Source organism: Faecalicatena fissicatena (assembly GCF_016900595.1).
Taxonomy (GTDB): Bacteria; Bacillota; Clostridia; order Lachnospirales; family Lachnospiraceae; genus Claveliimonas; species Claveliimonas intestinigallinarum.
Map to the genome: position 1 here is coordinate 133,982 of NZ_JACLYY010000008.1, position 22,434 is coordinate 156,415.

General features: G+C 55.4%; 18 protein-coding genes. 16 read left to right on the forward strand and 2 right to left on the reverse strand.

Features of this window, described 5'->3' with window-relative positions; all coding sequences use genetic code 11:
- Position 1 precedes the first annotated feature (1 nt).
- Complete coding sequence (locus H7U36_RS09790; RefSeq protein ID WP_033124578.1) at positions 2-577, forward strand: flavin reductase family protein; 576 nt, start codon at positions 2-4, stop codon at positions 575-577.
- On the opposite strand, the gene H7U36_RS09795 is transcribed toward H7U36_RS09790, so the two are convergent.
- Positions 547-1,869, reverse strand: coding sequence for a polysaccharide biosynthesis protein (locus tag H7U36_RS09795; RefSeq protein WP_205156080.1), 1,323 nt, complete (start codon positions 1,867-1,869; stop codon positions 547-549). The genes H7U36_RS09790 and H7U36_RS09795 overlap by 31 nt on opposite strands.
- 170 nt (positions 1,870-2,039) lie before the next feature.
- Between H7U36_RS09795 and H7U36_RS09800 the strand changes: the two genes are divergently transcribed.
- From H7U36_RS09800 to gpmI, 10 genes are all read left to right on the forward strand, one after another.
- Entirely contained in the window at positions 2,040-2,501 is a 462-nt protein-coding gene (locus tag H7U36_RS09800; RefSeq protein ID WP_138304594.1) for an RrF2 family transcriptional regulator, read from the forward strand.
- A gap of 54 nt (positions 2,502-2,555) precedes the next feature.
- Entirely contained in the window at positions 2,556-3,740 is a 1,185-nt protein-coding gene (gene nifS, locus H7U36_RS09805; protein WP_138304596.1) for a cysteine desulfurase NifS, read from the forward strand.
- 50 nt (positions 3,741-3,790) lie between these two features.
- Positions 3,791-4,234, forward strand: coding sequence for a Fe-S cluster assembly scaffold protein NifU (nifU, locus tag H7U36_RS09810; protein ID WP_033124581.1), 444 nt, complete (start codon positions 3,791-3,793; stop codon positions 4,232-4,234).
- An 18-nt stretch (positions 4,235-4,252) separates the two neighbouring features.
- Positions 4,253-5,341 (forward strand): tRNA 2-thiouridine(34) synthase MnmA, encoded by a 1,089-nt coding sequence (gene mnmA / locus H7U36_RS09815; RefSeq protein ID WP_033124582.1) that lies wholly within the window; start codon positions 4,253-4,255, stop codon positions 5,339-5,341.
- A 59-nt stretch (positions 5,342-5,400) separates the two neighbouring features.
- Positions 5,401-6,204: a histidinol-phosphatase HisJ family protein gene (locus H7U36_RS09820; protein ID WP_033124583.1), complete on the forward strand. Its 804-nt coding sequence runs from the start codon at positions 5,401-5,403 to the stop codon at positions 6,202-6,204.
- Between the two features lie 128 nt (positions 6,205-6,332).
- The gene (gene gap / locus H7U36_RS09825) at positions 6,333-7,346 is read left to right on the forward strand and encodes a type I glyceraldehyde-3-phosphate dehydrogenase (protein ID WP_033124584.1); all 1,014 of its coding nucleotides are present in this window, start codon (positions 6,333-6,335) and stop codon (positions 7,344-7,346) included.
- Positions 7,347-7,476: 130 nt separating this feature from the next.
- Entirely contained in the window at positions 7,477-8,670 is a 1,194-nt protein-coding gene (locus H7U36_RS09830) for a phosphoglycerate kinase (protein ID WP_033124585.1), read from the forward strand.
- A gap of 291 nt (positions 8,671-8,961) precedes the next feature.
- Positions 8,962-9,711 carry a triose-phosphate isomerase gene (tpiA, locus tag H7U36_RS09835; RefSeq protein WP_033124586.1) on the forward strand — a complete coding sequence of 250 codons (750 nt, stop codon included), beginning with the start codon at positions 8,962-8,964 and terminating at the stop codon, positions 9,709-9,711.
- A 116-nt stretch (positions 9,712-9,827) separates the two neighbouring features.
- The gene (locus H7U36_RS09840) at positions 9,828-10,661 is read left to right on the forward strand and encodes an alpha/beta hydrolase (protein WP_138304600.1); all 834 of its coding nucleotides are present in this window, start codon (positions 9,828-9,830) and stop codon (positions 10,659-10,661) included.
- A 35-nt stretch (positions 10,662-10,696) separates the two neighbouring features.
- Positions 10,697-12,235 carry a 2,3-bisphosphoglycerate-independent phosphoglycerate mutase gene (gene gpmI / locus H7U36_RS09845; protein WP_138304602.1) on the forward strand — a complete coding sequence of 513 codons (1,539 nt, stop codon included), beginning with the start codon at positions 10,697-10,699 and terminating at the stop codon, positions 12,233-12,235.
- 97 nt (positions 12,236-12,332) lie between these two features.
- On the opposite strand, the gene H7U36_RS09850 is transcribed toward gpmI, so the two are convergent.
- Positions 12,333-16,607 carry a 2-hydroxyacyl-CoA dehydratase gene (locus H7U36_RS09850; RefSeq protein ID WP_138304604.1) on the reverse strand — a complete coding sequence of 1,425 codons (4,275 nt, stop codon included), beginning with the start codon at positions 16,605-16,607 and terminating at the stop codon, positions 12,333-12,335.
- 271 nt (positions 16,608-16,878) lie between these two features.
- Between H7U36_RS09850 and H7U36_RS09855 the strand changes: the two genes are divergently transcribed.
- The 5 genes from H7U36_RS09855 (at position 16,879) to H7U36_RS09875 (ending at position 22,294) form a co-directional block, all read left to right on the forward strand.
- Positions 16,879-17,736, forward strand: coding sequence for a DUF1751 domain-containing protein (locus H7U36_RS09855; RefSeq protein WP_138304606.1), 858 nt, complete (start codon positions 16,879-16,881; stop codon positions 17,734-17,736).
- A 160-nt stretch (positions 17,737-17,896) separates the two neighbouring features.
- Positions 17,897-19,333 (forward strand): pyruvate kinase, encoded by a 1,437-nt coding sequence (pyk, locus tag H7U36_RS09860; protein ID WP_033124591.1) that lies wholly within the window; start codon positions 17,897-17,899, stop codon positions 19,331-19,333.
- Positions 19,334-19,583: 250 nt separating this feature from the next.
- Entirely contained in the window at positions 19,584-20,300 is a 717-nt protein-coding gene (locus H7U36_RS09865; protein ID WP_205156081.1) for a TrmB family transcriptional regulator, read from the forward strand.
- The gene (locus H7U36_RS09870; protein WP_138304610.1) at positions 20,300-21,571 is read left to right on the forward strand and encodes a diaminopimelate decarboxylase; all 1,272 of its coding nucleotides are present in this window, start codon (positions 20,300-20,302) and stop codon (positions 21,569-21,571) included. The genes H7U36_RS09865 and H7U36_RS09870 overlap by 1 nt, the downstream gene beginning before the upstream one ends.
- A gap of 69 nt (positions 21,572-21,640) precedes the next feature.
- On the forward strand, positions 21,641-22,294 hold the full coding sequence (locus H7U36_RS09875; protein WP_243426744.1) for a YgdI/YgdR family lipoprotein: 654 nt from the start codon (positions 21,641-21,643) through the stop codon (positions 22,292-22,294).
- The last annotated feature ends 140 nt before the right edge of the window (positions 22,295-22,434 follow it).

The window sequence follows — 22,434 nt, forward strand, 5'->3', positions numbered from 1 at the left end:
TATGGCAAAAGAGATATGGAAACCGGGCAATATGCTCTATCCCCTGCCCGCAGTGATGGCAAGCTGCGGGGATCAGGAGGGAAGGACCAATATCATCACTGTGGCCTGGACGGGAACGGTCTGCACCAACCCTGCCATGGTCTACATCTCTGTCCGGCCCCAGAGGTACAGCTATGACATCATCCGTAGGAGCGGAGAATTTGTCATCAACCTGACCACAGAAAAGCTGCTCCGGGCGGCGGACTGGTGCGGTGTCAGATCCGGCAGGGACGTGGATAAATGGAAGGAGATGCACCTGACTCCGGGAAAGGCCGCTAAGCTTGCCTTTGCCCCGGTCATAGAGGAGTCCCCTGTCAACATCGAGTGCCGGGTGACGGAGGTGAAGGAGCTGGGGAGCCACCACATGTTCCTGGCCCGGGTGGAGGCTGTGCAGGCGGACACAGCCTACATGGACGAGGCCGGACGGTTTCATCTGAATGACGCAGGTCTTGTGGCCTACTCCCACGGGGAGTATATGGAGCTTGGAAAGAAGCGGGGCAGCTTTGGCTACAGCGTGAAGAAGAAAAAGCGCAGGTAGGCCAGGCAGAGGGCGAAGACGGCGGCCTGGCTGGCCAGCAGCCCCCACAGATACCCCTGGATGCCGAAGAGGGGAATGAGGAGGAACACACTGCCGATGCGAAGGAGGAGCCCCGTCACATTTACGGCAAAGGAAATATTGGTTTTCCCCAGGCCGTTCAGAATGCCAAGGAGGCACCCGTTTGTGTAGAGAAAGGGGCACATCCAGGCCAGGGTGATGATGAAGTGTCCCGCGGCGGCGCTGTGAAAGAGGAGCCTGCCTATGAAATTTCCCGTCACTACAAGGGCCAGGCAGAAGAGGAGCCCCAGGGAAAAGCAGCAGAAGAAGACCTTCTTTATGACTCTCTTCATAGCCGGGACATCCCCGGTGACCTGGATCTCCGCCACTGTGGGCAGCAGCATAGTGGCGATGGAGTTTGTCATAGCGGAGGGAAAGAGGACGCAGGGGAGGGCCATGCCCGTCAGGACGCCGTAGGTGCTTAAGGACTCCCCGGCGCTAAGGCCGAAGGCCTGAAGCTTTACAGGGATGGAGACGGCCTCCACGCTCTGCAGGATATTGAGGAGCACACGGCTGCCGGTGAGAGGGACTGCCAGGGAGAGGATCTCCCCCAGTCCCTTTTTGTATGCCCCAAGGGGCAGGCGCTCCGGGGAGGCCATGTCCCCGGCTTTGCGCAGATTTCCCAGGCAGTACAGGGCGGCGGCCGCCTCCCCGGCCACGATGCCGGCGGCTGCCAGGGCGATCCCGGTGTGGACGGAGCGGTCCATGAAAAACCAGTACAGAAAGACCACAGCCCCCACCCGCACGGTCTGTTCAAGGAGCTGGGACAGGGCGGGGAGTTTTGTGCGCTTCTGGCCGATATAGTAGCCGTAGATGCAGCTGTGCATCACCGAGAAGGGGAGGGCCAGGGAGAGAATTACAAGGAGAGGGGCGCACCGGGGCTCACCCAGAAAGCGGCAGGAGAGGTAGTCCGCCTCCTTCTGGATGAAGAGCATAAGGGCAAAGGCAAGGAGGAGGGACAGGGTGAAGCCGCTGTACAGAGCGGCCTTTGTGCGGCCCGGATCCTTCAGGGAGCGGCTGGCGGCGGTGCTGCGGGCGATGGCTGTCTCTATGCCGGCGGCGCAGAAGGAGAAACAGAGGGCGTAGATTGGGAAGGCCAGCTGGTAGAGGCCCACGCTCTCCTCCCCGAAGGCGCGGCTTAAAAAGATCCGGTAAAAAAAGCCCATCAGGCGGGTGACGACTCCGGTCAGGGTCAGGACAAAGGCCCCCTTTATGATCGTATTTTTCTGTATCATGGCAGACTCCGGAACATTTTTATTACAGCATATTCAGAAAAATGGGAGTATATGCGGACGTCCGGATGCAAAAAATGAGGAAAGGTGCTTGACAGACAGACAGGCCGGTGCTATCCTACTAACAGGAATTCCAAGTAAAATACTAGGAATTAAAAAGGAGGGTGAGGACAATGAAGCTATCCACAAAAGGGAGGTACGGCCTGCGGGCTATTGTGGATCTGGCCAGGTTCAGTGAGAGCGAACCGGTCTCCATCAGCAGCATCTCCTCCCGGGAGGACATCTCCGAGGGATATCTGGAGCAACTCATGGCTCTCCTGAAAAAAGCCGGTCTCGTAAAGAGCATCCGGGGAGCCGCGGGGGGATACGTGCTGGCCCGCCCGGCCGGACAGATCTCCGTGGGGGATGTGCTCAGGGCCCTGGAGGGAAAGCTGGAGCCCGCCGAGTGCGCGGCCTACCACCCGGATGAGGGCTGCCAGGCAGCGGACAGCTGTGTCACCAAGTACGTGTGGAAGAAGATCAACGACAGCATCAACGACACGGTCAACGGGATCATGCTGGATACCCTGGCGGAAAAGAGCAGACAGCTGCGGCCTGAGGAAGAGGAGAAAGAAAAGGCCTGCAGCCGGAGATAGACCTGGAAAAAGAGAACAAAAAACAAAATGAAATACAAGGCAGGAGGATATAAGATGGACAGACTGATTTATCTGGATAACGCGGCGACAACAAAGACAGCCCCTGAGGTAGTGGAGGCCATGCTCCCCTATTTCAGCGAAAACTACGGAAACCCGTCCAGCGTCTACAGCTTTGCTTCAAAGAACAAGGATGCGGTGACAGAGCAGAGGGAGATTATCGCCCGGGCGCTGGGAGCAAAGACCAATGAGATCTATTTTACAGCGGGCGGCACGGAGAGCGACAACTGGGCCCTGAAGGCAACAGCCGAGGCCTACGCCTCAAAGGGAAAACACATCATTACCACAAAGATCGAGCACCATGCCATCCTTCACACAGGGGAGTACCTGGAGGGGAGAGGCTTTGAGGTGACCTATCTGGACGTGGATGAGAACGGCCTTGTGAGGCCGGAGGAGGTGGAGGCGGCCATCCGTCCGGACACCATCCTCATCTCCGTCATGTTCGCTAACAATGAGATCGGCACCATCGAGCCTATCAAAGAGATCGGCCGGATCGCCCATGAGCACGGAGTCCTTTTCCACACAGACGCGGTGCAGGCCTTCGGGCAGGTGCCCATCGACGTGGACGAGCTTGGCATTGACATGCTCAGCGCCAGCGGCCACAAGCTGAACGGGCCGAAGGGGATTGGCTTCCTCTACATCCGCAAGGGCGTGAAGATCCGCTCCTTTATTCACGGCGGCGCACAGGAGAGAAAGCGCCGGGCAGGAACAGAGAATGTACCCGGCATCATCGGCCTTGGCAAGGCGGTGGAGAGAGCCGTTGCCACCATGGCGGAGAGGTCCGCAAAGGAGATCGAGCTTCGGGACTACCTTATCGGTCGGGTGCTGGAGGAAATTCCCTATTGCCGTCTCAACGGAGACCCGGTGGACAGACTGCCCAACAACGCCAACTTCAGCTTTGAGTTCATTGAGGGAGAGTCCCTTCTCATCATGCTGGACATGAAGGGCATCTGCGCTTCCAGCGGCTCGGCCTGCACATCAGGCTCCCTGGATCCCTCCCACGTGCTGCTGGCCATCGGCCTGCCCCACGAGATCGCTCACGGCTCCCTGCGCCTGACGCTTGGCGAGGAGACCACAAGGGAGGATATTGACTACGTGGTGGACAGCCTGAAGGAGATCGTGGCCCGGCTGCGGGAGATGTCTCCTCTCTACGAGGATTTTGTAAAGAAGAACAGCCTGTAAAAACAGAAGAACAGCCGCCCGGCGGGGCGGCATATTAAGGAGGAATAAACATGTACACAGAAAAGGTAATGGATCATTTTCAGCATCCCAGGAATATGGGAGAGATAGAGAACGCCAGCGGCGTGGGAACAGTGGGAAATGCAAAGTGCGGGGACATCATGAGGATTTATCTGGACATTGACGAGAACCAGATCATCCGGGACGTGAAGTTTAAGACCTTTGGCTGTGGTGCCGCGGTGGCCACCAGCAGCATGGCCACAGAGCTGGTGAAGGGCAAGAACATAAAGGAGGCCATGGAGGTCACCAACAAGGCGGTGATGGAGGCCCTGGACGGACTTCCGCCGGTGAAGGTACACTGCTCGCTTCTGGCAGAGGAGGCCATCCATGCGGCTCTCTGGGATTACGCCCAGAAGAACGGCATCAAGATCGAGGGACTGGAAAAGCCCAAGTCTGACATCCACGAGGGCGAGGAAGAGGAAGAAGAGGAGTATTGATCCGGAAGGATAAAGACAATGGAGAAGAAGAAGGTTGTGGTCGGCATGTCCGGGGGAGTGGACTCCTCCGTGGCGGCCTGGCTTTTAAAAGAACAGGGATATGACGTGATCGGCGTGACCATGCAGATCTGGCAGGACGAGGAGGAGGCAGTCCAGGAGGAGAACGGGGGCTGCTGCGGCTTAAGCGCCGTGGACGATGCCAGGAGGGTGGCCGCAAGACTTGAGATCCCCTACTATGTGATGAATTTTAAGGATCAGTTCCGGCGCAGCGTCATCGACTATTTTGTGGGCGAGTACGTTTGCGGCAGGACCCCCAACCCCTGTATTGCGTGCAACCGGTACGTGAAGTGGGAGTCCCTCTTAAAGAGGAGCCTGGATATCGGGGCGGACTATATTGCCACCGGACACTATGCCCGGGTGGAGCAGCTGCCGGGGGGCCGTTGGTCCCTTCGGACCTCCGCCACAGCCAGGAAGGATCAGACCTACGCCCTCTACAATCTCACCCAGGAGCAGCTTGCGAGGACGCTGATGCCGGTGGGGGCCTACGCGAAGGAGGAGATCCGGCAGATGGCCCTTAATCTGCAGCTTCCCGTGGCATCCAAGCCGGACAGCCAGGATATCTGCTTTGTGCCTGACGGGGACTACGCCTCCTTTATCGAGAGAACCGTCTGTCACAAGTTCCCGGAGGGGAATTTTGTTCTCTCGGACGGGACAGTGGTAGGGAGGCACAAAGGCATCATACACTATACTGTGGGGCAGAGGAAAGGGCTGGGACTGGCTCTTGGACGCCCGGTCTTTGTGCTGGAGATCCGCCCCGACACCAACGAGGTGGTGGTGGGCACGGGCGAGGAGTCCATGTCCAGGTACGTGACGGCGGATCACATCAACTTTATGTCCGTTTCCGACCTGCCGGAACCCAGGCGGCTTTTCGCCAAGATCCGGTACAATCACAGGGGAGCCTGGTGCCAGGTGGAGAAGACAGGCGACGACCAGATCCTGTGCACCTTTGACGAGCCTGTGCGGGCCATCACGCCGGGACAGGCGGTGGTTCTCTACGACGGGGAGTACGTCCTCGGAGGAGGGACTATCACAGGCAGCAGGCCCTAGCCCGGCCTGGCCTGGGGCGGGGATAACAGGCAAAATAAGAAGGAAAGAAGGGTAAGATAATGAGGGCAGACGTACACATGCACACATCCTTTTCCCACGACTCAGAGGCGGAGCCAAGGGAGATGATCGAGGGGGCCATCGCCAAGGGCCTGGAGGTCATCTGTTTTACCGATCACTACGACAAGGACTACATGGGCTGGGGGGACGAGAGCATCTTTGACGCGGACGACTATTTCCGGACCCTGCGTCCGCTTCAGGAGGAGTACAGAGGAAGGATCGACATCCGTATCGGTGTGGAGCTGGGCATGCAGCCTCATCTGGGCGGATTTTTTACAGAGTTTACCAGGAAATATCCCTTTGATTTTGTCATTGGCTCCCTCCATGTGGTGGACGGGGACGACCCGGCGCTGGGAACTGTGTTTGAGGGACGCACCGATGAGGAGGTGTACAGAAGCGCCTTCCGGGAAATGCTGGAGGATATAAAAAATACGCCGGACTTTGACGTGCTGGGCCACATCGACTACGTGGTGCGCTACGGGAAGAACGGCGCGGCGGACTACTCTTACCAGAAATACGCCGACGAGATCGACGCCATTCTGCGGGCGGTCATCGAGCGGGGAAAGGGCATTGAACTGAACATGGCCGGGCTCAAGTACGGCCTTCCCTTTGCCCATCCCCATCCGGACATCCTGCGGCGCTACCGGGAGCTGGGAGGCGAGATCATCACCGTGGGGGCCGACGGACACAGGCCGGAGCACATTGCCTGGGATTTTGAAAAGGCGGATGACATTTTAAAGTCCTGCGGTTTTCGGTATTACACTGAATTTAAGGGGAGAAAGCCTGTTTTCAAACTCCTTACATAAAATTGGAAAATGCTCTTGAATTTTTGTATGAGATTTAGTACAATTGGTAGTGGTTGAGAGTTCTTTAACAAAGTTGAAGGACGACAAGAGCTGTGAAACAGTAAATAGACTTTAGGAGGAATGTAATCATGGCAGTAAAAGTAGCAATCAACGGATTTGGACGTATCGGACGTCTTGCTTTCAGACAGATGTTTGGAGCTGAGGGATATGAGGTAGTTGCCATCAACGACCTGACAAGCCCGAAAATGTTAGCTCACCTGTTAAAATACGATTCTTCTCAGGGCAAATACGCTCTGGCTGATAAGGTAGAGGCTACAGAGGATTCCATCATCGTAGATGGAAAGGAAATCAAAATCTATGCAAAGGCTAACGCAGAGGAGCTTCCCTGGGGCGAGATCGGCGTAGATGTTGTCCTGGAGTGTACAGGCTTCTATACATCCAAAGAGAAAGCTTCTGCTCACATCAAAGCAGGCGCTAGAAAGGTTGTTATTTCCGCACCAGCAGGAAACGATCTGCCGACTATCGTATATAACGTTAACCATGAGACACTGAAGCCGGAGGATACAGTTATCTCTGCCGCTTCCTGTACAACAAACTGCCTTGCACCTATGGCAAAGGCTCTGAACGACTGCGCACCGATCAAATCCGGTATCATGTGCACAATCCACGCTTACACAGGCGATCAGATGACACTGGACGGACCGCAGAGAAAAGGCGATCTGAGAAGATCACGTGCCGCTGCATGCAACATCGTTCCCAACAGCACAGGAGCTGCTAAGGCTATCGGCCTTGTTATCCCTGAGCTGAACGGCAAGCTGATCGGTTCCGCACAGCGTGTTCCGACTCCGACAGGATCCACAACAATCCTGACAGCAGTTGTTGAGGGCAATGTGACAGTTGATCAGATCAACGCTGCAATGAAGGCTGCTTCCAACGAGTCCTTCGGATACAACACAGATGAGATCGTATCCAGCGATATCGTAGGAATGAGATATGGTTCTCTGTTCGATGCAACACAGACAATGGTTCTGCCGCTTGACAACGGAACAACAGAGGTTCAGGTTGTTTCCTGGTATGACAATGAGAACTCATACACAAGCCAGATGGTAAGAACAATCAAATACTTCGCAGAATTAGCATAATTCAGACTCACGAAAGGGTCCGGTCTTCAGTGGACCGGACCCTTTTTTATGAGATGCCCTGCCGGGAGGGAGAAGGCCCGCCTGGCATGAGCGTGACCAACATTTATAAGGTTCATAAGGAGGCAGTAGCATGCTTAACAAAAAATCAGTAGACGATATCAATGTAAAAGGAAAAAGAGTCCTTGTGAGATGCGATTTCAACGTACCTCTCATTGACGGAAAGATCACAGATGAGAACCGTCTTGTTGCGGCTCTTCCCACCATCAAGAAGCTGATCGCTGACGGGGGAAAGGTAATCCTCTGCTCTCATCTTGGAAAGCCAAAGGGAAAACCCGTGCCGGAACTCTCTTTAGCGCCTGTTGCGAAGCGCCTTTCCGAGCTGCTCGGACAGGAAGTGAAATTCGCCGCCGATCCCGAGGTGGTAGGCCCTAACGCAAGAGCCGCTGTGGAGGCTATGAAGGACGGAGATGTGATCCTCCTCGAGAATACGCGTTACAGAGCGGAGGAGACAAAGAACGAGGACGCCTTCTCCAAGGACCTGGCTTCCCTTTGCGACGTATTTGTAAACGATGCCTTTGGAACAGCTCACAGAGCGCACTGCTCCAACGTGGGCGTGACAAAATATGTGGACACAGCGGTTGTTGGATATCTGATGCAGAAAGAGATCGATTTCCTCGGCAATGCGGTCAACAACCCGACAAGACCTTTCGTAGCCATCCTTGGAGGAGCAAAGGTTTCCAGCAAGATCTCCGTGATCGAGAACCTGCTTGACAAGGTGGACACATTGATCATCGGCGGTGGCATGGCCTACACATTCGCAAAATCCCAGGGAGGAAAGATCGGTACATCCCTCTGCGAGGATGATTACCTTGACTATGCTTCCAACATGCTGAAGAAGGCCAAGGAGAAGGGCGTGAAGCTGCTTCTTCCCGTAGACAACAGGATCGGAGATGAGTTCTCCAACGATGCCAACATCAGGATTGTGCCCACAGGGGAGATCCCGGACGGATGGGAAGGCATGGACATCGGACCGGAGACAGAGAAGATCTTTGCTGACGCTGTGAAGGATGCAAAGACAGTTGTCTGGAACGGACCTATGGGATGCTTTGAGATGCCTAACTTTGCACACGGCACAGAAGCAGTGGCAAAGGCGCTTGCTGAGACAGATGCAGTGACCATCATCGGCGGCGGCGACTCCGCAGCGGCTGTAAACCAGCTCGGCTACGGCGACAAGATGACACACATCTCCACAGGCGGCGGCGCTTCCCTCGAGTTCCTGGAGGGCAAAGAGCTCCCAGGCGTAGCCGCTGCTAACGATAAGTAAGCACTTAATGAGCCCAAGTCCGAAGGACGCCGGGCGAATTCTAGTGCGCACTTAGTTCACCGCACTTAGCGAGGACAAGCCCCGCAGGGGCGAAGTCCGAGCTTAGTAAGGTGAACATCCCACCCCCCTTAATGAGCCCAAGTCCGAAGGACGCCGGGCGAATTCTAGTGCGCACTTAGTTCACTGCACTTAGCGAGGACAAGCCCCACAGGGGCGCAATCCGAGTTTAGTAAGGTGAACATCCCACCCGCTATCAATTTAAAAGAAATAAAGAAAAGAGTGAAAATAACAATGGCAAGAAGAAAAATTATTGCAGGTAACTGGAAAATGAACAAGACTCCCAGCGAGGCTGTTGCTCTGGTAGAGGAGCTGAAGCCACTGGTAGCCACAGAGGACGCGGACGTTGTCTTCTGCGTGCCGGCTATCGACATTATTCCGGTTGTAGAGGCTTGCAAGGGAACAAACATCCAGGTTGGCGCTGAGAACATGTACTTTGAAGAGAGCGGAGCCTACACAGGCGAGATCTCCCCGGCCATGCTCACAGACGCAGGCGTGAAATACGTTGTTCTCGGACATTCCGAGAGAAGAGATTACTTCGGCGAGACAAACGAAGATGTAAACAAGAAGGTGCTGAAGGCATTTGAGCACGGCATCACACCGATCATGTGCTGCGGCGAGACTCTGGAGCAGAGAGAGCAGGGCGTGACCATGGACTTCATCCGCCAGCAGGTAAAGGTTGGCTTCCAGAACGTGACAGCTGACCAGGCAAAGACAGCAGTCATCGCCTACGAGCCTATCTGGGCGATCGGAACAGGCAAGACAGCCACAACAGAGCAGGCAGAGGAAGTGTGTGCAGGCATCCGGGCATGCATCGCTGAGATCTACGACGAGGCCACAGCAGAGGCCATCCGTATCCAGTACGGCGGATCTGTCAACGCCGGCAACGCGGCAGAGCTGTTTGCCCAGGCTGACATCGACGGCGGACTTGTGGGCGGCGCTTCTCTGAAAGCTGACTTCGGCAAGATCGTAAACTACAAATAAAACATGAGGTTGACCCGCAGGGGACTTGAAATACCAGGCCCTGCGGGATTTTGGTTCTATACATGCAAAAGAAAGCAGCCCCTGGGCAGCTTTCGGAAGAGCTAAGGAGGCTGGATATGATACTGGAAACTGTAAAACTGAAGGAGGAGGGTTCCCTTCCGGACGCCCATGTGGTGTTCTACATCCTGGATACGCCGGGAGAAAAGCTCTTCATACAGAAAAGGCCCCTTGTGATCCTCTGTCCAGGCGGGGGATATGAGAGGACCAGCTTCCGGGAGGGGGAGCCCATTGCCATGTATTTCCTGGGGAAGGGATACCATGTGGCGATCCTGCGGTACTCCACGGCCCCGGCTGTGTTCCCGGCAGCGCTTCTGGAGCTTGGAAGGACCATGTCTCTGATCCATGAAAACGCGGAAAACTGGAAGGTGGACGAGAAGCAGATCTTTGTCCAGGGCTGCTCGGCGGGAGGGCATCTGGCCGGCTGTCTGGGCGTCATGTGGCAGGAGCCCTTTCTGGCGGAGCAGCTCCATGTAAAGGCGGAGCTCTTAAGACCTGCCGGTCTTCTTCTCTGTTACCCCGTCATCTCCTCAAAAGAGGGGGTGGCCCACCAGGGGAGCTTCCGGGCTCTTCTTGGGGAAGCCTGTGAGGAGAAGAAGGACAGCCTTTCCCTGGAGGAGAGGGTGACAGAGCATATGCCGCCCTGTTTCCTGTGGCACACCTTTGCGGACGCCACCGTGCCGGTGGAGAATTCTCTTCTGATGGCCGGGGCCCTTCACCGCTTCGGGGTGAGAACGGAGCTCCACATTTTCCAGGAGGGGATACACGGGCTGGGAGCGGCGGACGAGCTCTCCAGAAGGCCTGACGGCAGCGGAGTCCAGGAGGAGTGCCAGTGCTGGACGGAGCTGGCATACCGCTGGATGGAAGGCATCCGGCGTCAGGATCAGAAATGATAAACTAAAACAAGAGGAAAGTAGGGAGATTGAAAATGAGTAAGAGACCAACAGTGCTTATGATTTTAGACGGCTATGGCCTGAGAGATAAAGTGGAAGGAAACGCGGTGGCAGAGGGAAAGACTCCTGTCATGGACAAGCTGATGGCTGAGTGCCCCTTTGTGAAGGGAAATGCCAGCGGTATGGCCGTCGGACTTCCCGAGGGACAGATGGGAAACTCTGAGGTAGGGCATCTGAATATGGGAGCCGGCCGCATCGTTTACCAGGATCTGACAAAGATCACAAAGGCCATCCAGGACGGCGATTTCTTTGAGAACAAGGCGCTTCTTTGCGCCTGCGAGAATGTGAAGAAAAATGGCTCCGCGCTCCACCTGATGGGCCTTGTGTCCGACGGAGGCGTGCACAGCCACAACACTCACATCTACGGACTTCTGGAGCTGGCAAAGCGTCAGGGCATTGAGAAGGTGTACGTACACTGCTTCCTGGACGGCCGTGACACGCCGCCGGAGTCTGGAAAGGGCTACGTGGAAGAGCTGGAGGCAAAGATGAAGGAGATCGGCGTTGGAGAGGTAGCCACTGTCATGGGACGCTACTATGCTATGGACAGGGACAACCGCTGGGACCGTGTGGAGAAGGCATACAGAGCCCTCGTGTACGGTGAGGGCGAGCAGGCTGTATCCGGGCCCGAGGGCATCCAGACATCCTATGACAAGGAGACCACAGACGAGTTCGTTCTGCCCACTGTCATCGTGAAGAACGGAGCTCCCACAGCCACAGTAAAGGACGGCGACTCCATTATCTTCTTCAACTTCCGCCCGGACCGCGCAAGGGAGATCACAAGGACCTTCTGCGATGACGAGTTCACAGGCTTTGACAGAGGAGAGCGCGTAAAGACCACATTCGTGTGCTTCACCGACTATGATGTGACGATCCAGAACAAGCTGGTGGCCTTTGTGAAGGAGGAGATCACCAACACCTTTGGAGAGTTCCTGGCTGCCAACGGACTGAAGCAGGCCCGCATCGCCGAGACAGAGAAGTACGCTCACGTGACCTTCTTCTTTAACGGCGGCGTGGAGGAGCCAAACGAGGGCGAGGACCGCATCCTTGTGAAATCCCCGAAGGTGGCCACCTATGACCTGAAGCCGGAGATGAGCGCCTACGAGGTGTGCGACAAGCTGGTGGAGGCCATCAAGTCCGGCAAATACGATGTCATCATCATCAACTTTGCCAACCCGGATATGGTGGGCCACACAGGTGTTGAGGCGGCTGCCATCAAGGCCATCGAGGCTGTGGACGAGTGCGTGGGCAGGGCCGTGGATGCCATCAAAGAGGTGGACGGCCAGATGTTCATCTGCGCGGATCACGGAAATGCGGAGCAGCTCATCGACGAGGAGACAGGAGAGCCCTTCACAGCTCACACTACCAATCAGGTTCCTTTCATCCTTGTCAACGCAGATCCCTCCTACAAGCTGAGAGAGGGCGGCTGCCTGGCAGATATCGCTCCCACACTGATCGAGCTGATGGGAATGGAACAGCCAAAAGAGATGACAGGAAAGTCTCTGATCGTAAAATAGAGAACAGCATGACAACAATAAAGAAAGTGAAAATCCCCGGCAGAAAGCTCTGCCGGGGATTTTGTTATTCATCTGTATTTTTTGTGTTTCTATTTTTTTATCCAGCGATTTCTTCCTCTTCTCCCTCTGCCTTCTCCAGATTTTTGTTGGCAGTGGAGAGCATCAGCTTGATGCGGTTCAGCTGGTTGACTTCGCTGGCACCCGGGTCGTAGTCGATGGCCACGATGTTCGCCAGAGGATATCTGCGGCGCAGCTCCTTGATGACGCCCTTCCCAACTACGTGGTTGGGAAGGCAGGCAAATGGCTGCGTGCAGACGATGTTGGTGGCACCGCTGTGGATCAGCTCCAGCATCTCGCCGGTCAGGAACCAGCCCTCGCCGGTCTGGTTGCCGAGCGACACGATCTCCGAAGCCATCCGGCCCAGGTCGTGAATGTCAGCCGGCGGATCGAAGTGCTTGCTTTCCTTAAAGGCCTTGCTGGCCGGAGAGCGGAACCACTCCAGGGCCTTGATGCCCAGGTTTGCCACAATGGCCTTTGACTTGGCAAAGCCCAGCTTCTCCACCTTGAAGTTCTGGTTGTAGAAGCAGTAGAGGAGGAAATCAAGGAGATCCGGCACAACGGCCTCCGCTCCCTCGCTCTCCAGCAGATCTACCAGATGGTTGTTGGCTGCCGGCAGGAACTTGACGAGGATCTCGCCCACCACGCCGACGCGGGGCTTCTTCACATCCAGCAGCTCGATGTTGTTGTCGAAATCCTGGATAATATCCCGGCAGAGCTTCTTGAATTTCCGCCTGGAAGGATAGCCCTGGGATACAAAGTCGGAGCACACCTTCACCCATTTCCGGTGCATGGCCTCCACGGAGCCCGGTACAGCCTCGTAGGGCCGCAGCCGGTACACGCACTTCATGAAGATATCGCCGAACACGGCGGCGTAAATGCCCCGCAGCGCCAGCATGGGCGTGATCTTAAAGCCCGGGTTGCCCTCCAGACCGCTTAAGTTGATGGAGATCACGGGGATGTGCTCATAGCCCGCTTTCTTCAGGGCCCGGCGGATGAAGCCGATGTAGTTGGAGGCCCGGCAGCCGCCGCCGGTCTGGCTGATGATAACGGCGATCTTGTCCGTATCGTATTTGCCGGACAGGATGGCCTCCATGATCTGTCCCACTACCATCAGAGAGGGATAGCAGGCGTCGTTATTAACATACTTGAGTCCCACGTCCACGGCCTGCTTGTTGTCGTTTGGCAGCACCTCCACGTGGTAGCCGGAGGCGTTGAATGCGGGCTCCAGCAGCTCGAAGTGGATAGGAGACATCTGGGGACAGAGGATGGTGTAGTCCTTTCGCATCTCCTTTGTAAAGGGCACCTTTGTGATGGCGGAGGAGTGGATCTCCCTCTTCTGGTTTCTCTGCTCCCGCACGCGGATGGCCGCCAGGAGAGAGCGGATACGGATCCTTGCGGCTCCCAGGTTGTTGACCTCGTCGATCTTCAGGGATGTGTAGATCTTGTCAGATCCGGTCAGGATATCAGCCACCTGGTCTGTGGTGACCGCGTCCAGACCGCAGCCGAAAGAGTTGAGCTGGATGAGATCCAGGTTATCCTTTGTCTTCACAAAGTTTGCCGCCGCGTAGAGGCGGGAGTGGTACATCCACTGATCCATGACATTTAAGGGGCGCTCCACCTGGTGCAGGTGGGAGACAGAGTCCTCTGTCAGGACCGCGATGTTGTAGGAATTGATAAGCTCCGGTATGCCGTGGTTGACCTCCGGGTCAATGTGGTAGGGGCGACCGGCCAGGACAATGCCCCGGTTTCCTGTCTTGTCCAGGAAAGCCACTGTCTCCTCGCCCTTTTTGCGCATGTCGTTCCGGCACTCCTCCAGCTCGATCCAGGCCTTGTGGACCGCCTCCTTGATCTCCGATGACGTGATGGAGAACTTTTCGCCCAGCTCCTCGATGAGGCGGGAGGACAGTGTCTCCTCGCTTGCGAAGGAGAGGAAGGGGTGGATAAAGTCCACCTCCCCGTTCACGATGGGATCCATGTTGTTCTTGATGTTCTCCGGGTAGGAGGTGACGATGGGGCAGTTGTAGTGGTTGTTGGCCTCTTCAAACTCGTTCCGCTCGTAGGGGACGGAGGGGTAGAAGATGTGCTGTACGCCCTGGTTTATCAGCCACTGCACGTGGCCGTGGGCCAGCTTGGCCGGATAGCACTCGGACTCGCTGGGGATGGACTCAATTCCAAGCTCGTAGATCTTCCTTGTGGAGGCCGGTGAGAGCACCACCCGGAAGCCAAGAGCTGTGAAAAATGTGAACCAGAAGGGATAGTTGTCGTACATGTTCAGCACCCTGGGGATACCGATGACGCCCCTCTTTGCGTCCTCCTCGGCGAGAGGGATGTACCCGAAATAGCGCTGGCTCTTGTACTCGAACAGGTTGGGAAGATTGTTCTTTGTCTTCTCCTTTCCCAGACCCTTCTCGCAGCGGTTACCTGTGACAAATTTTCTGCCGCCGCTGAAGTGGTTGATCGTCAGACGGCAGTTGTTTGTACAGCCCTTGCACTTGGTCATGGTAGTGCGGTACTCCAGGCTCTCGATGTCCTCGATGGAGAGCATGGTAGTGCCCTCGCAGTCCACATACCGTTCCCTTGCGATCAGGGCAGCGCCGAAGGCGCCCATGATGCCGGCGATGTCGGGGCGGATGGCCTCGCAGTTCGCAATCTTCTCAAAGCTGCGGAGCACGGCGTTGTTGTAGAAGGTTCCTCCCTGCACCACAATGTGCTTTCCAAGCTCAGAGGCATCGGACACCTTGATCACCTTGAAAAGAGCGTTCTTTATGACAGAGTAGGCCAGGCCGGCGGAGATGTCGGAGACCTCCGCGCCCTCCTTTTGGGCCTGCTTGACCTTGGAGTTCATGAACACAGTACAGCGGGTTCCCAGATCGATGGGGTTGTGGGCAAAGAGAGCCTCCTGGGCAAAATCCTCCACTGTGTAGTTGAGGGATTTCGCAAAGGTCTCGATGAAGGAACCGCAGCCTGAGGAGCAGGCCTCGTTGAGCTGCACGCTGTCCACGGTCTGGTTCTTGATCTTGATGCATTTCATATCCTGGCCGCCGATGTCCAGGATGCAGTCCACATCCGGCTCAAAGAAGGAGGCGGCGTAGTAGTGGGCCACTGTCTCCACTTCCCCCTCGTCCAGCATGAGGGCCGCCTTGATGAGGGCCTCCCCGTAGCCGGTGGAGCAGGAGTGGACGATCTCTACACCCTCCGGAAGCTGGCTGTAGATGTCCTTGATGGCGGAGATGGTGGTCCCTAAGGGATCTCCCTCGTTGTTGTGGTAGAAGGAGTAGAGGAGCGTGCCGTCCTCCCCCACAAGGGCCGCCTTTGTGGTGGTGGATCCCGCGTCAATGCCCAGGAAGGCCTTTCCTCTGTAGGTGGCCAGATCCTTTACGGGAACCTGGTGCTTGGCGTGGCGGGAGATGAATTCATTGTACTCCGCCTCGGAGGCAAAGAGAGGCTCCATTCTCTCCACCTCGAACTCCATCTGGATCCTTCTGGCCAGACGCTCCTGCAGCTCCCGGATGGGTACCACGGGCTCCTTTGTGGAGTTCAGGGCAGATCCGATGGCCGCAAAGAGGTGGGAGTGATTGGGGGCGATGGTGTGCTCGTCGTCCAGGTTCAGGGTGCGCACAAAGGCTGCCCGGAGCTGGTCCAGGAAATGTAAGGGGCCGCCCAGAAAAGCCACGTGTCCCCGGATGGGCTTTCCGCAGGCCAGCCCACTGATGGTCTGGTTGACCACAGCCTGGAAGATGGAGGCGGCCAGATCCTCCTTGGAGGCGCCGTCGTTGATCAGAGGCTGGATGTCAGACTTGGCAAACACGCCGCAGCGGGCTGCGATAGAGTAGAGGGCCTTGTAGTTTTTCGCGTACTCATTGAGGCCGGAGGCATCTGTCTGAAGAAGAGAGGCCATCTGGTCGATGAAGGAGCCTGTGCCGCCGGCGCATACGCCGTTCATGCGCTGCTCGATGCTGCCTCCCTCGAAATAGATGATCTTGGCGTCCTCGCCGCCCAGCTCGATGGCCACGTCTGTCTGGGGCGCGTAGTCCTGCAGGGCTGTGGAAACAGCCACCACCTCCTGGACAAAGGGAACACCCAGGTGCTTGGCCAGGGTCAGGCCGCCGGATCCTGTGATGACAGGGGACACACGGATAGAGCCCAGCTTGTAGATGGCTCTCCCGAGAAGGTCGGATAGAGTCTCCTGAATGTTGGCATAGTGTCTCTCGTAGTCGGAGAATACGACATCGTTCTGATCATCCAGAACAGCGATCTTCACGGTCGTGGAACCGATGTCAATTCCCAAAGTAAATAATTCCTGTTGACTCATATTATGTACTCCTTAATCTGCAATTTTAAGATCTATGGGGAGGGAACCTCCCGCCTGGAAATATGTGGGTTCTTTCCTATTAAAAAGTAAAACGGCTTTTCAGCCTGTAACATTATACGACAAAATAGTCTAAAAGACAATTAACAAATGTTATAGAAATATTAAAATACCGTAAAACTTAGGTGGTATAATTGACAAAAGCATAGTGAAACGGTAGAATGAACTACAGTATTTACTTTTTTTACAATGACAGGAGGCAGGTATTTTTTCTATGAGCTGGCTGGATAAACTGGAGCGCAGATTTGGCAGATATGCCATTCATAATCTGATGTATTACATTATTATACTATATGTTGTGGGACTGGTTGTTCAGCTTTTTGCCCCTTCCTTCTATTATCAGTATCTCTGTCTGGATGTAAATGCCATCCTGCACGGACAGATCTGGCGGATCGTGACCTTTATCATACAGCCGCCCCAGACCAACTACATCTTTATGATTTTTGCCCTCTATCTCTATTATATGCTGGGCAGAGAGCTGGAAAACACCTGGGGCGCGTTCCGTTTTAACCTGTATTTCTTTGCGGGGATGCTTTTCCATGTGATCGCCGCCTTTGCGGCATACTTTATAACCGGCGTGTCCTTTCCGCTTGGTACATGGTATCTGAATATGTCACTTTTCCTGGCCTTTGCGGCCATTTATCCGGAGATGCAGTTCTATCTGTTTTTCATGATCCCGGTGAAGGCGAAGTGGCTTGGATGGCTGGACGGCCTCTATTTCCTGTATACCATTGCACAGGCCTTTCTGCCTGCCTACGGGGGGAGCGTGTTTGGCTTTGTCTACCAGTCAAACGCCATCGCGGCTGCTGTATCCATCCTCAATTTTGTCATCTTCTTCCTGGGCTCCAGGAATATGCGGCGGTTTTCACCGAAGCAGCAGAGGAGGAAAAGGCAGTTCCAGCAGAGGATGCGCCCGGAGCACCACTATGCGAACGGCGCCCGGCACCGCTGCGCTGTGTGCGGCAGGACGGAGCTGGACGACCCCTCTTTGGAGTTCCGGTACTGCTCCAAGTGCAACGGGAACTATGAGTACTGTCAGGATCACCTCTTTTCCCATATCCACGTAAAATAGCAGATGGAAACAGCGGGAAAATACAGATAAAGAGAAGGCTGGAAGGACAGCCGGGACGTTTTCAGGGCGCAAAGCCCGATCTTATAGAATGTATATCGAATGTATATCTGAGTCATGAGTAAAAAGGAGTAAAGAAGTGGAGGAAAAAAGAGAAATGCGTATGAAAAAAACAAAGATCATTTGTACCATGGGACCTAATACAAATGATGAGAGCCTTATGAGGGCGCTTGTGAAAAGTGGAATGGATATTGCCAGGTTCAACTTCTCCCACGGGGATCACCAGGAGCAGAAGATGAGAATGGACATGCTCAAGAAGATCCGGGAGGAGGAGAATAAGCCTGTTGCCATTCTTCTTGATACAAAGGGACCGGAGATCCGCACCGGCCTTCTGAAGGACGGGAAGAAGGTGCAGCTCCAGACAGGAGATAAGTTCACTCTGACTACAGAGGTGACGGCCGGAGATGAGAAGGGGGTATCCATCTCATACCCGGGCCTTGTGGACGATGTGTCTGTGGGGAGCACGATCCTCATTGACGACGGCCTGATCGAGCTGAAGGTAACTTCAAAGTCAGAGAAGGACATTGTCTGTAGGATTGAAAACGGCGGTGAGCTGGGGGAGCGCAAGGGCGTGAATGTGCCCAACGTTCCGGTGCGCCTGCCGGCCATCACAGAGAAGGATCGGGAGGACCTGCGCTTTGGCGTGGAGCAGGGGATCGACTTTATCGCCGCTTCCTTTGTCCGCAACGCGGAGTGCATCGTGGAGATCCGCGCCTTCCTGAAGGAGTGCAATGCTCCCTACATCCCGATCATCGCAAAGATCGAGAATGCGGAGGGAATTAAAAATATCGATGAGATCATCCGCTGCGCGGACGGCATCATGGTGGCCAGAGGCGACCTGGGTGTGGAGATCCCGGCGGAGGAGGTTCCCTACCTTCAGAAAATGATTATCCAGAAGTGCAATTACTACTACAAGCCGGTCATCACAGCCACCCAGATGCTGGACTCCATGATCCGCAATCCCCGTCCCACGAGAGCTGAGGTCACAGACGTTGCCAACGCCGTTTACGACGGGACAGACGCGGTCATGCTCTCCGGTGAGACAGCCCAGGGCAAGTACCCGGTGGAGGCGCTTCAGATGATGGTGCACATTGTGTGCAACACAGAGGAGCATCTGGACTACGACACGCTGCTCAAGAAGGCGGAGGAGCACCGGATGAAGGGCATATCCACAGCTATCGGACATGCCTCCGTCACAACAGCCTACAATCTGGGCGCGAAATGCATCATTACACCATCCGTGTCGGGAGCTACCGCCAGAGTGGTGTCCAAATTTAAACCGAAGACCCCCATCATCGGTGTGACACCGGATGAGAGGACGCTGCGCAGGATGCAGATCTACTGGGGTGTGTATCCCATGAAATCCATCCAGTTCAACTCCACCGAGGACATCTGCTCCAGCGCCATCGAGCTTGTGTGCGCAAAGCAGCTGGCAGAGACAGGGGACGTGGTCGTGCTGACCGCGGGGCTGCCTTCTCGCAATGCGAACAAGGGCCGTGAGGGGGCCAGCAATATGATGCGCATCGCTGTCATCGAGTAGAGCCGCAGCGGCTGAAAAAAGGAAAATACAAAAGAAGCCCGGAAGGCAGACAAAAAGGTTCTGCCGCCGGGCTTTTTCTATTCCGCAAAAAAGCCTTTCCTGTCCCCGCCTTTTGCGCCGGATGTGCCAGATTCCGAAACAGCTTCTGCGCCGGAACAGAAAAGGATTGACAAGAGGCCCCGGACGTACTATAGTGTTTCTGTAAAGAACTACTAAAGTGACAGAGAAGTGTCGGGAAAGAGGCGGATTTATGGAGCATGGGGCCTACACAGATCGACTGATGGAATTCGGGCTCACGCGTCAGGAGGCCACCTTGTACTATTGCCTGCTGGACGAGGGAAAGTGCAGCGGCTATGAGGCGGCCAAGCTGACAGGGATTTCCAGGTCCAACGCCTACGGAGGGCTGGCGTCCCTGGCGGACAAGGGAGGAGCCCGCATGATGGAGGAGGGCCATACACGGAAATACGTGGCTGTGGATGTAGAAGAATTCTGCAGTAACAGGATCCGGAAGCTGCAGGAGACAGAGGAGTGGCTCCGGAGGAATGCCCCCGAGAGGAGGACGGCGGAGGAGGGCTATATCACCATCGAGGGCGAGCACAATATCGTGGATAAAGTAAAGCACCTTCTCTCCACGGCCCGGGAGAGAGCCTATGTGGTGTGCGCCTGTGAGCAGCTGCCTCTCTTTGAGAAGGAGCTTGAGGCTCTGGCTGCGTCGGGGAGGAAGACCGTCCTTCTCACAGACAGAGAGTTCCCTTTGGCGGGAGAGCAGGTAAAGGTCTATCCGGATATGCAGGGAGGAAACCAGATCGGCGTCATCGTGGATTCCAGGTCGGCTCTCACCGGGGAACTGGGGCCGGACAGCACGAACACCTGTCTCTACTCCGGACAGAGAAATTTTGTGGAGCTCTACAAGCGGGCGCTGGCAAATGAGATTGAACTTTTGAAATACAGGAAAGGAGAAAAGTGATGACAAAGAAACCATTTGTGACAAAAGAACAGCTGGAGGAGATCGTAAAAGAGTATCCGACTCCCTTCCATCTCTATGACGAGAAGGGGATCCGGGAAAACGCAAAGGCTCTCAAGGAGGCTTTTGCCTGGAATAAAGGGTACAAGGAGTATTTTGCTGTGAAGGCCACTCCCAATCCCTTCCTCATTCAGATCCTCCGGGACTACGGCTGCGGCTGCGACTGCTCCTCCTACACGGAGCTGATGCTGTCGGACGCCATGGGTGTGTCCGGGGAGGATATCATGTTCTCCTCCAACGACACGCCGGCGGAGGATTTTCAGCTTGCGGACAAGCTGGGGGCCATCATCAATCTGGACGACATCACCCACATTGAATTCCTGGAGAAGGCCATTGGCCACATTCCGGAGACTATCAGCTGCCGCTACAATCCGGGCGGGATCTTCAAGATCAGCAACGATATCATGGACAACCCGGGAGACGCCAAGTACGGTATGACGACAGAGCAGATCTTTGAGGCCTTCAAGATTCTGAAGGAGAAGGGGGCAAAGGAGTTCGGCATCCATGCCTTCCTGGCCAGCAACACAGTGACGAACGAGTACTATCCGATGCTGGCGAAGGTGCTCTTTGACCTGGCAGTGCGACTGCACCAGGAGACGGGAGTCCACATCAAGTTCATCAACCTGTCCGGCGGCATCGGCATCCCCTACAAGCCGGACCAGGAGCCCAACGACATCCGCGTCATCGGCGAGGGCGTGCGGAAGGTGTACGAGGAGGTTCTCGTGCCGGCGGGCATGGGGGACGTGGCCCTGTACACAGAGCTGGGCAGATTTATGCTAGGACCCTACGGCTGTCTTGTGACAAGAGCGATCCACGAAAAGCACACCTACAAGGAATATATCGGCGTGGACGCCTGCGCGGCCAACCTGATGCGCCCGGCCATATACGGCGCCTACCACCACATCACCGTGATGGGGAAAGAGAATGAGCCCTGTGACCACGTCTACGATGTGACCGGCTCTCTGTGCGAAAATAACGACAAGTTCGCCATTGACCGTCATCTGCCGAAGATCGACATCGGGGATCTGCTGGTGATCCACGACGCCGGGGCCCACGGCTTTTCCATGGGCTACAACTACAACGGAAAGCTCCGGTCAGCGGAGGTTCTCCTCAGAGAGGACGGTACCACGCAGCTTATCCGTCGGGCCGAGACGCCAAAGGATTATTTTGCAACCTTTGACTGTTTTGAAATTGGTAAAAAGTTACTGAAATAGATAGACAATTCCCTCCCCATAGTGTAAACTGTTTATAAAGAGTCTACTGGATAAGAGGAGGAAATGAATATGAAGATGAAAAAACGGATTCTTTCAATGATGCTCGTTGCCGTGATGATGCTGGCTCTCACTGCCTGCGGAGGCATGACGACGGATGACGCCAGGACCTATGTGCAGTCCGTTCTGGATGCCAGCTATAAGGCGGATTTTTCGGAGTACACAGAGCAGACCGATTCCACGGAGGAGGAGGCGCAGCAGCTTTTCGATGACAACCTGGATAATATCATGTCCATGGGAGGCTTTACGGACGCAGGGCTGTCCGATGAGCTGTCTGCAAACTACCGCCAGCTCTTTAAGGACATGCTGGCCCAGGCGAAATATGAAGTGGGCGACGCGACAGAGGGAGAGAATGATGGATTTGTGGTAGAGGTGAGCGCAGAGCCCTTCACCGCGTTTGACGGCCTTCAGGACGAGGTGATGAACGCAGTGCAGGCAGAGATGGCAAACATCACAGACATCTCTCAGATGCCGAGCGATGAGGAAATCAACGAGATGGTGTTCCAGAAGATGTACGACATTTTGGTGCAGCGGGTGGCAGAGCCCACCTACGGGGAGGCTCAGACAGTGGAGATTCACGTGGAGCTGAACGACAATGTGTACTCCATCAACCAGGATGATCTGACGACACTGGACGGCATTCTTTTCCCGGCAGACAACCTGTAGGAATAGAATCATAGAATGTAAGAATGAAAGGGCGGATCCCTAGAGGGATCTGCCTTTTTTGGATTTGTGTGCCCGGCGGGCACACGTTCTAACGGGTGAAAGTCCCTGACCCGCCCGGCAGTGGGAAGGGTGCAGCTAAT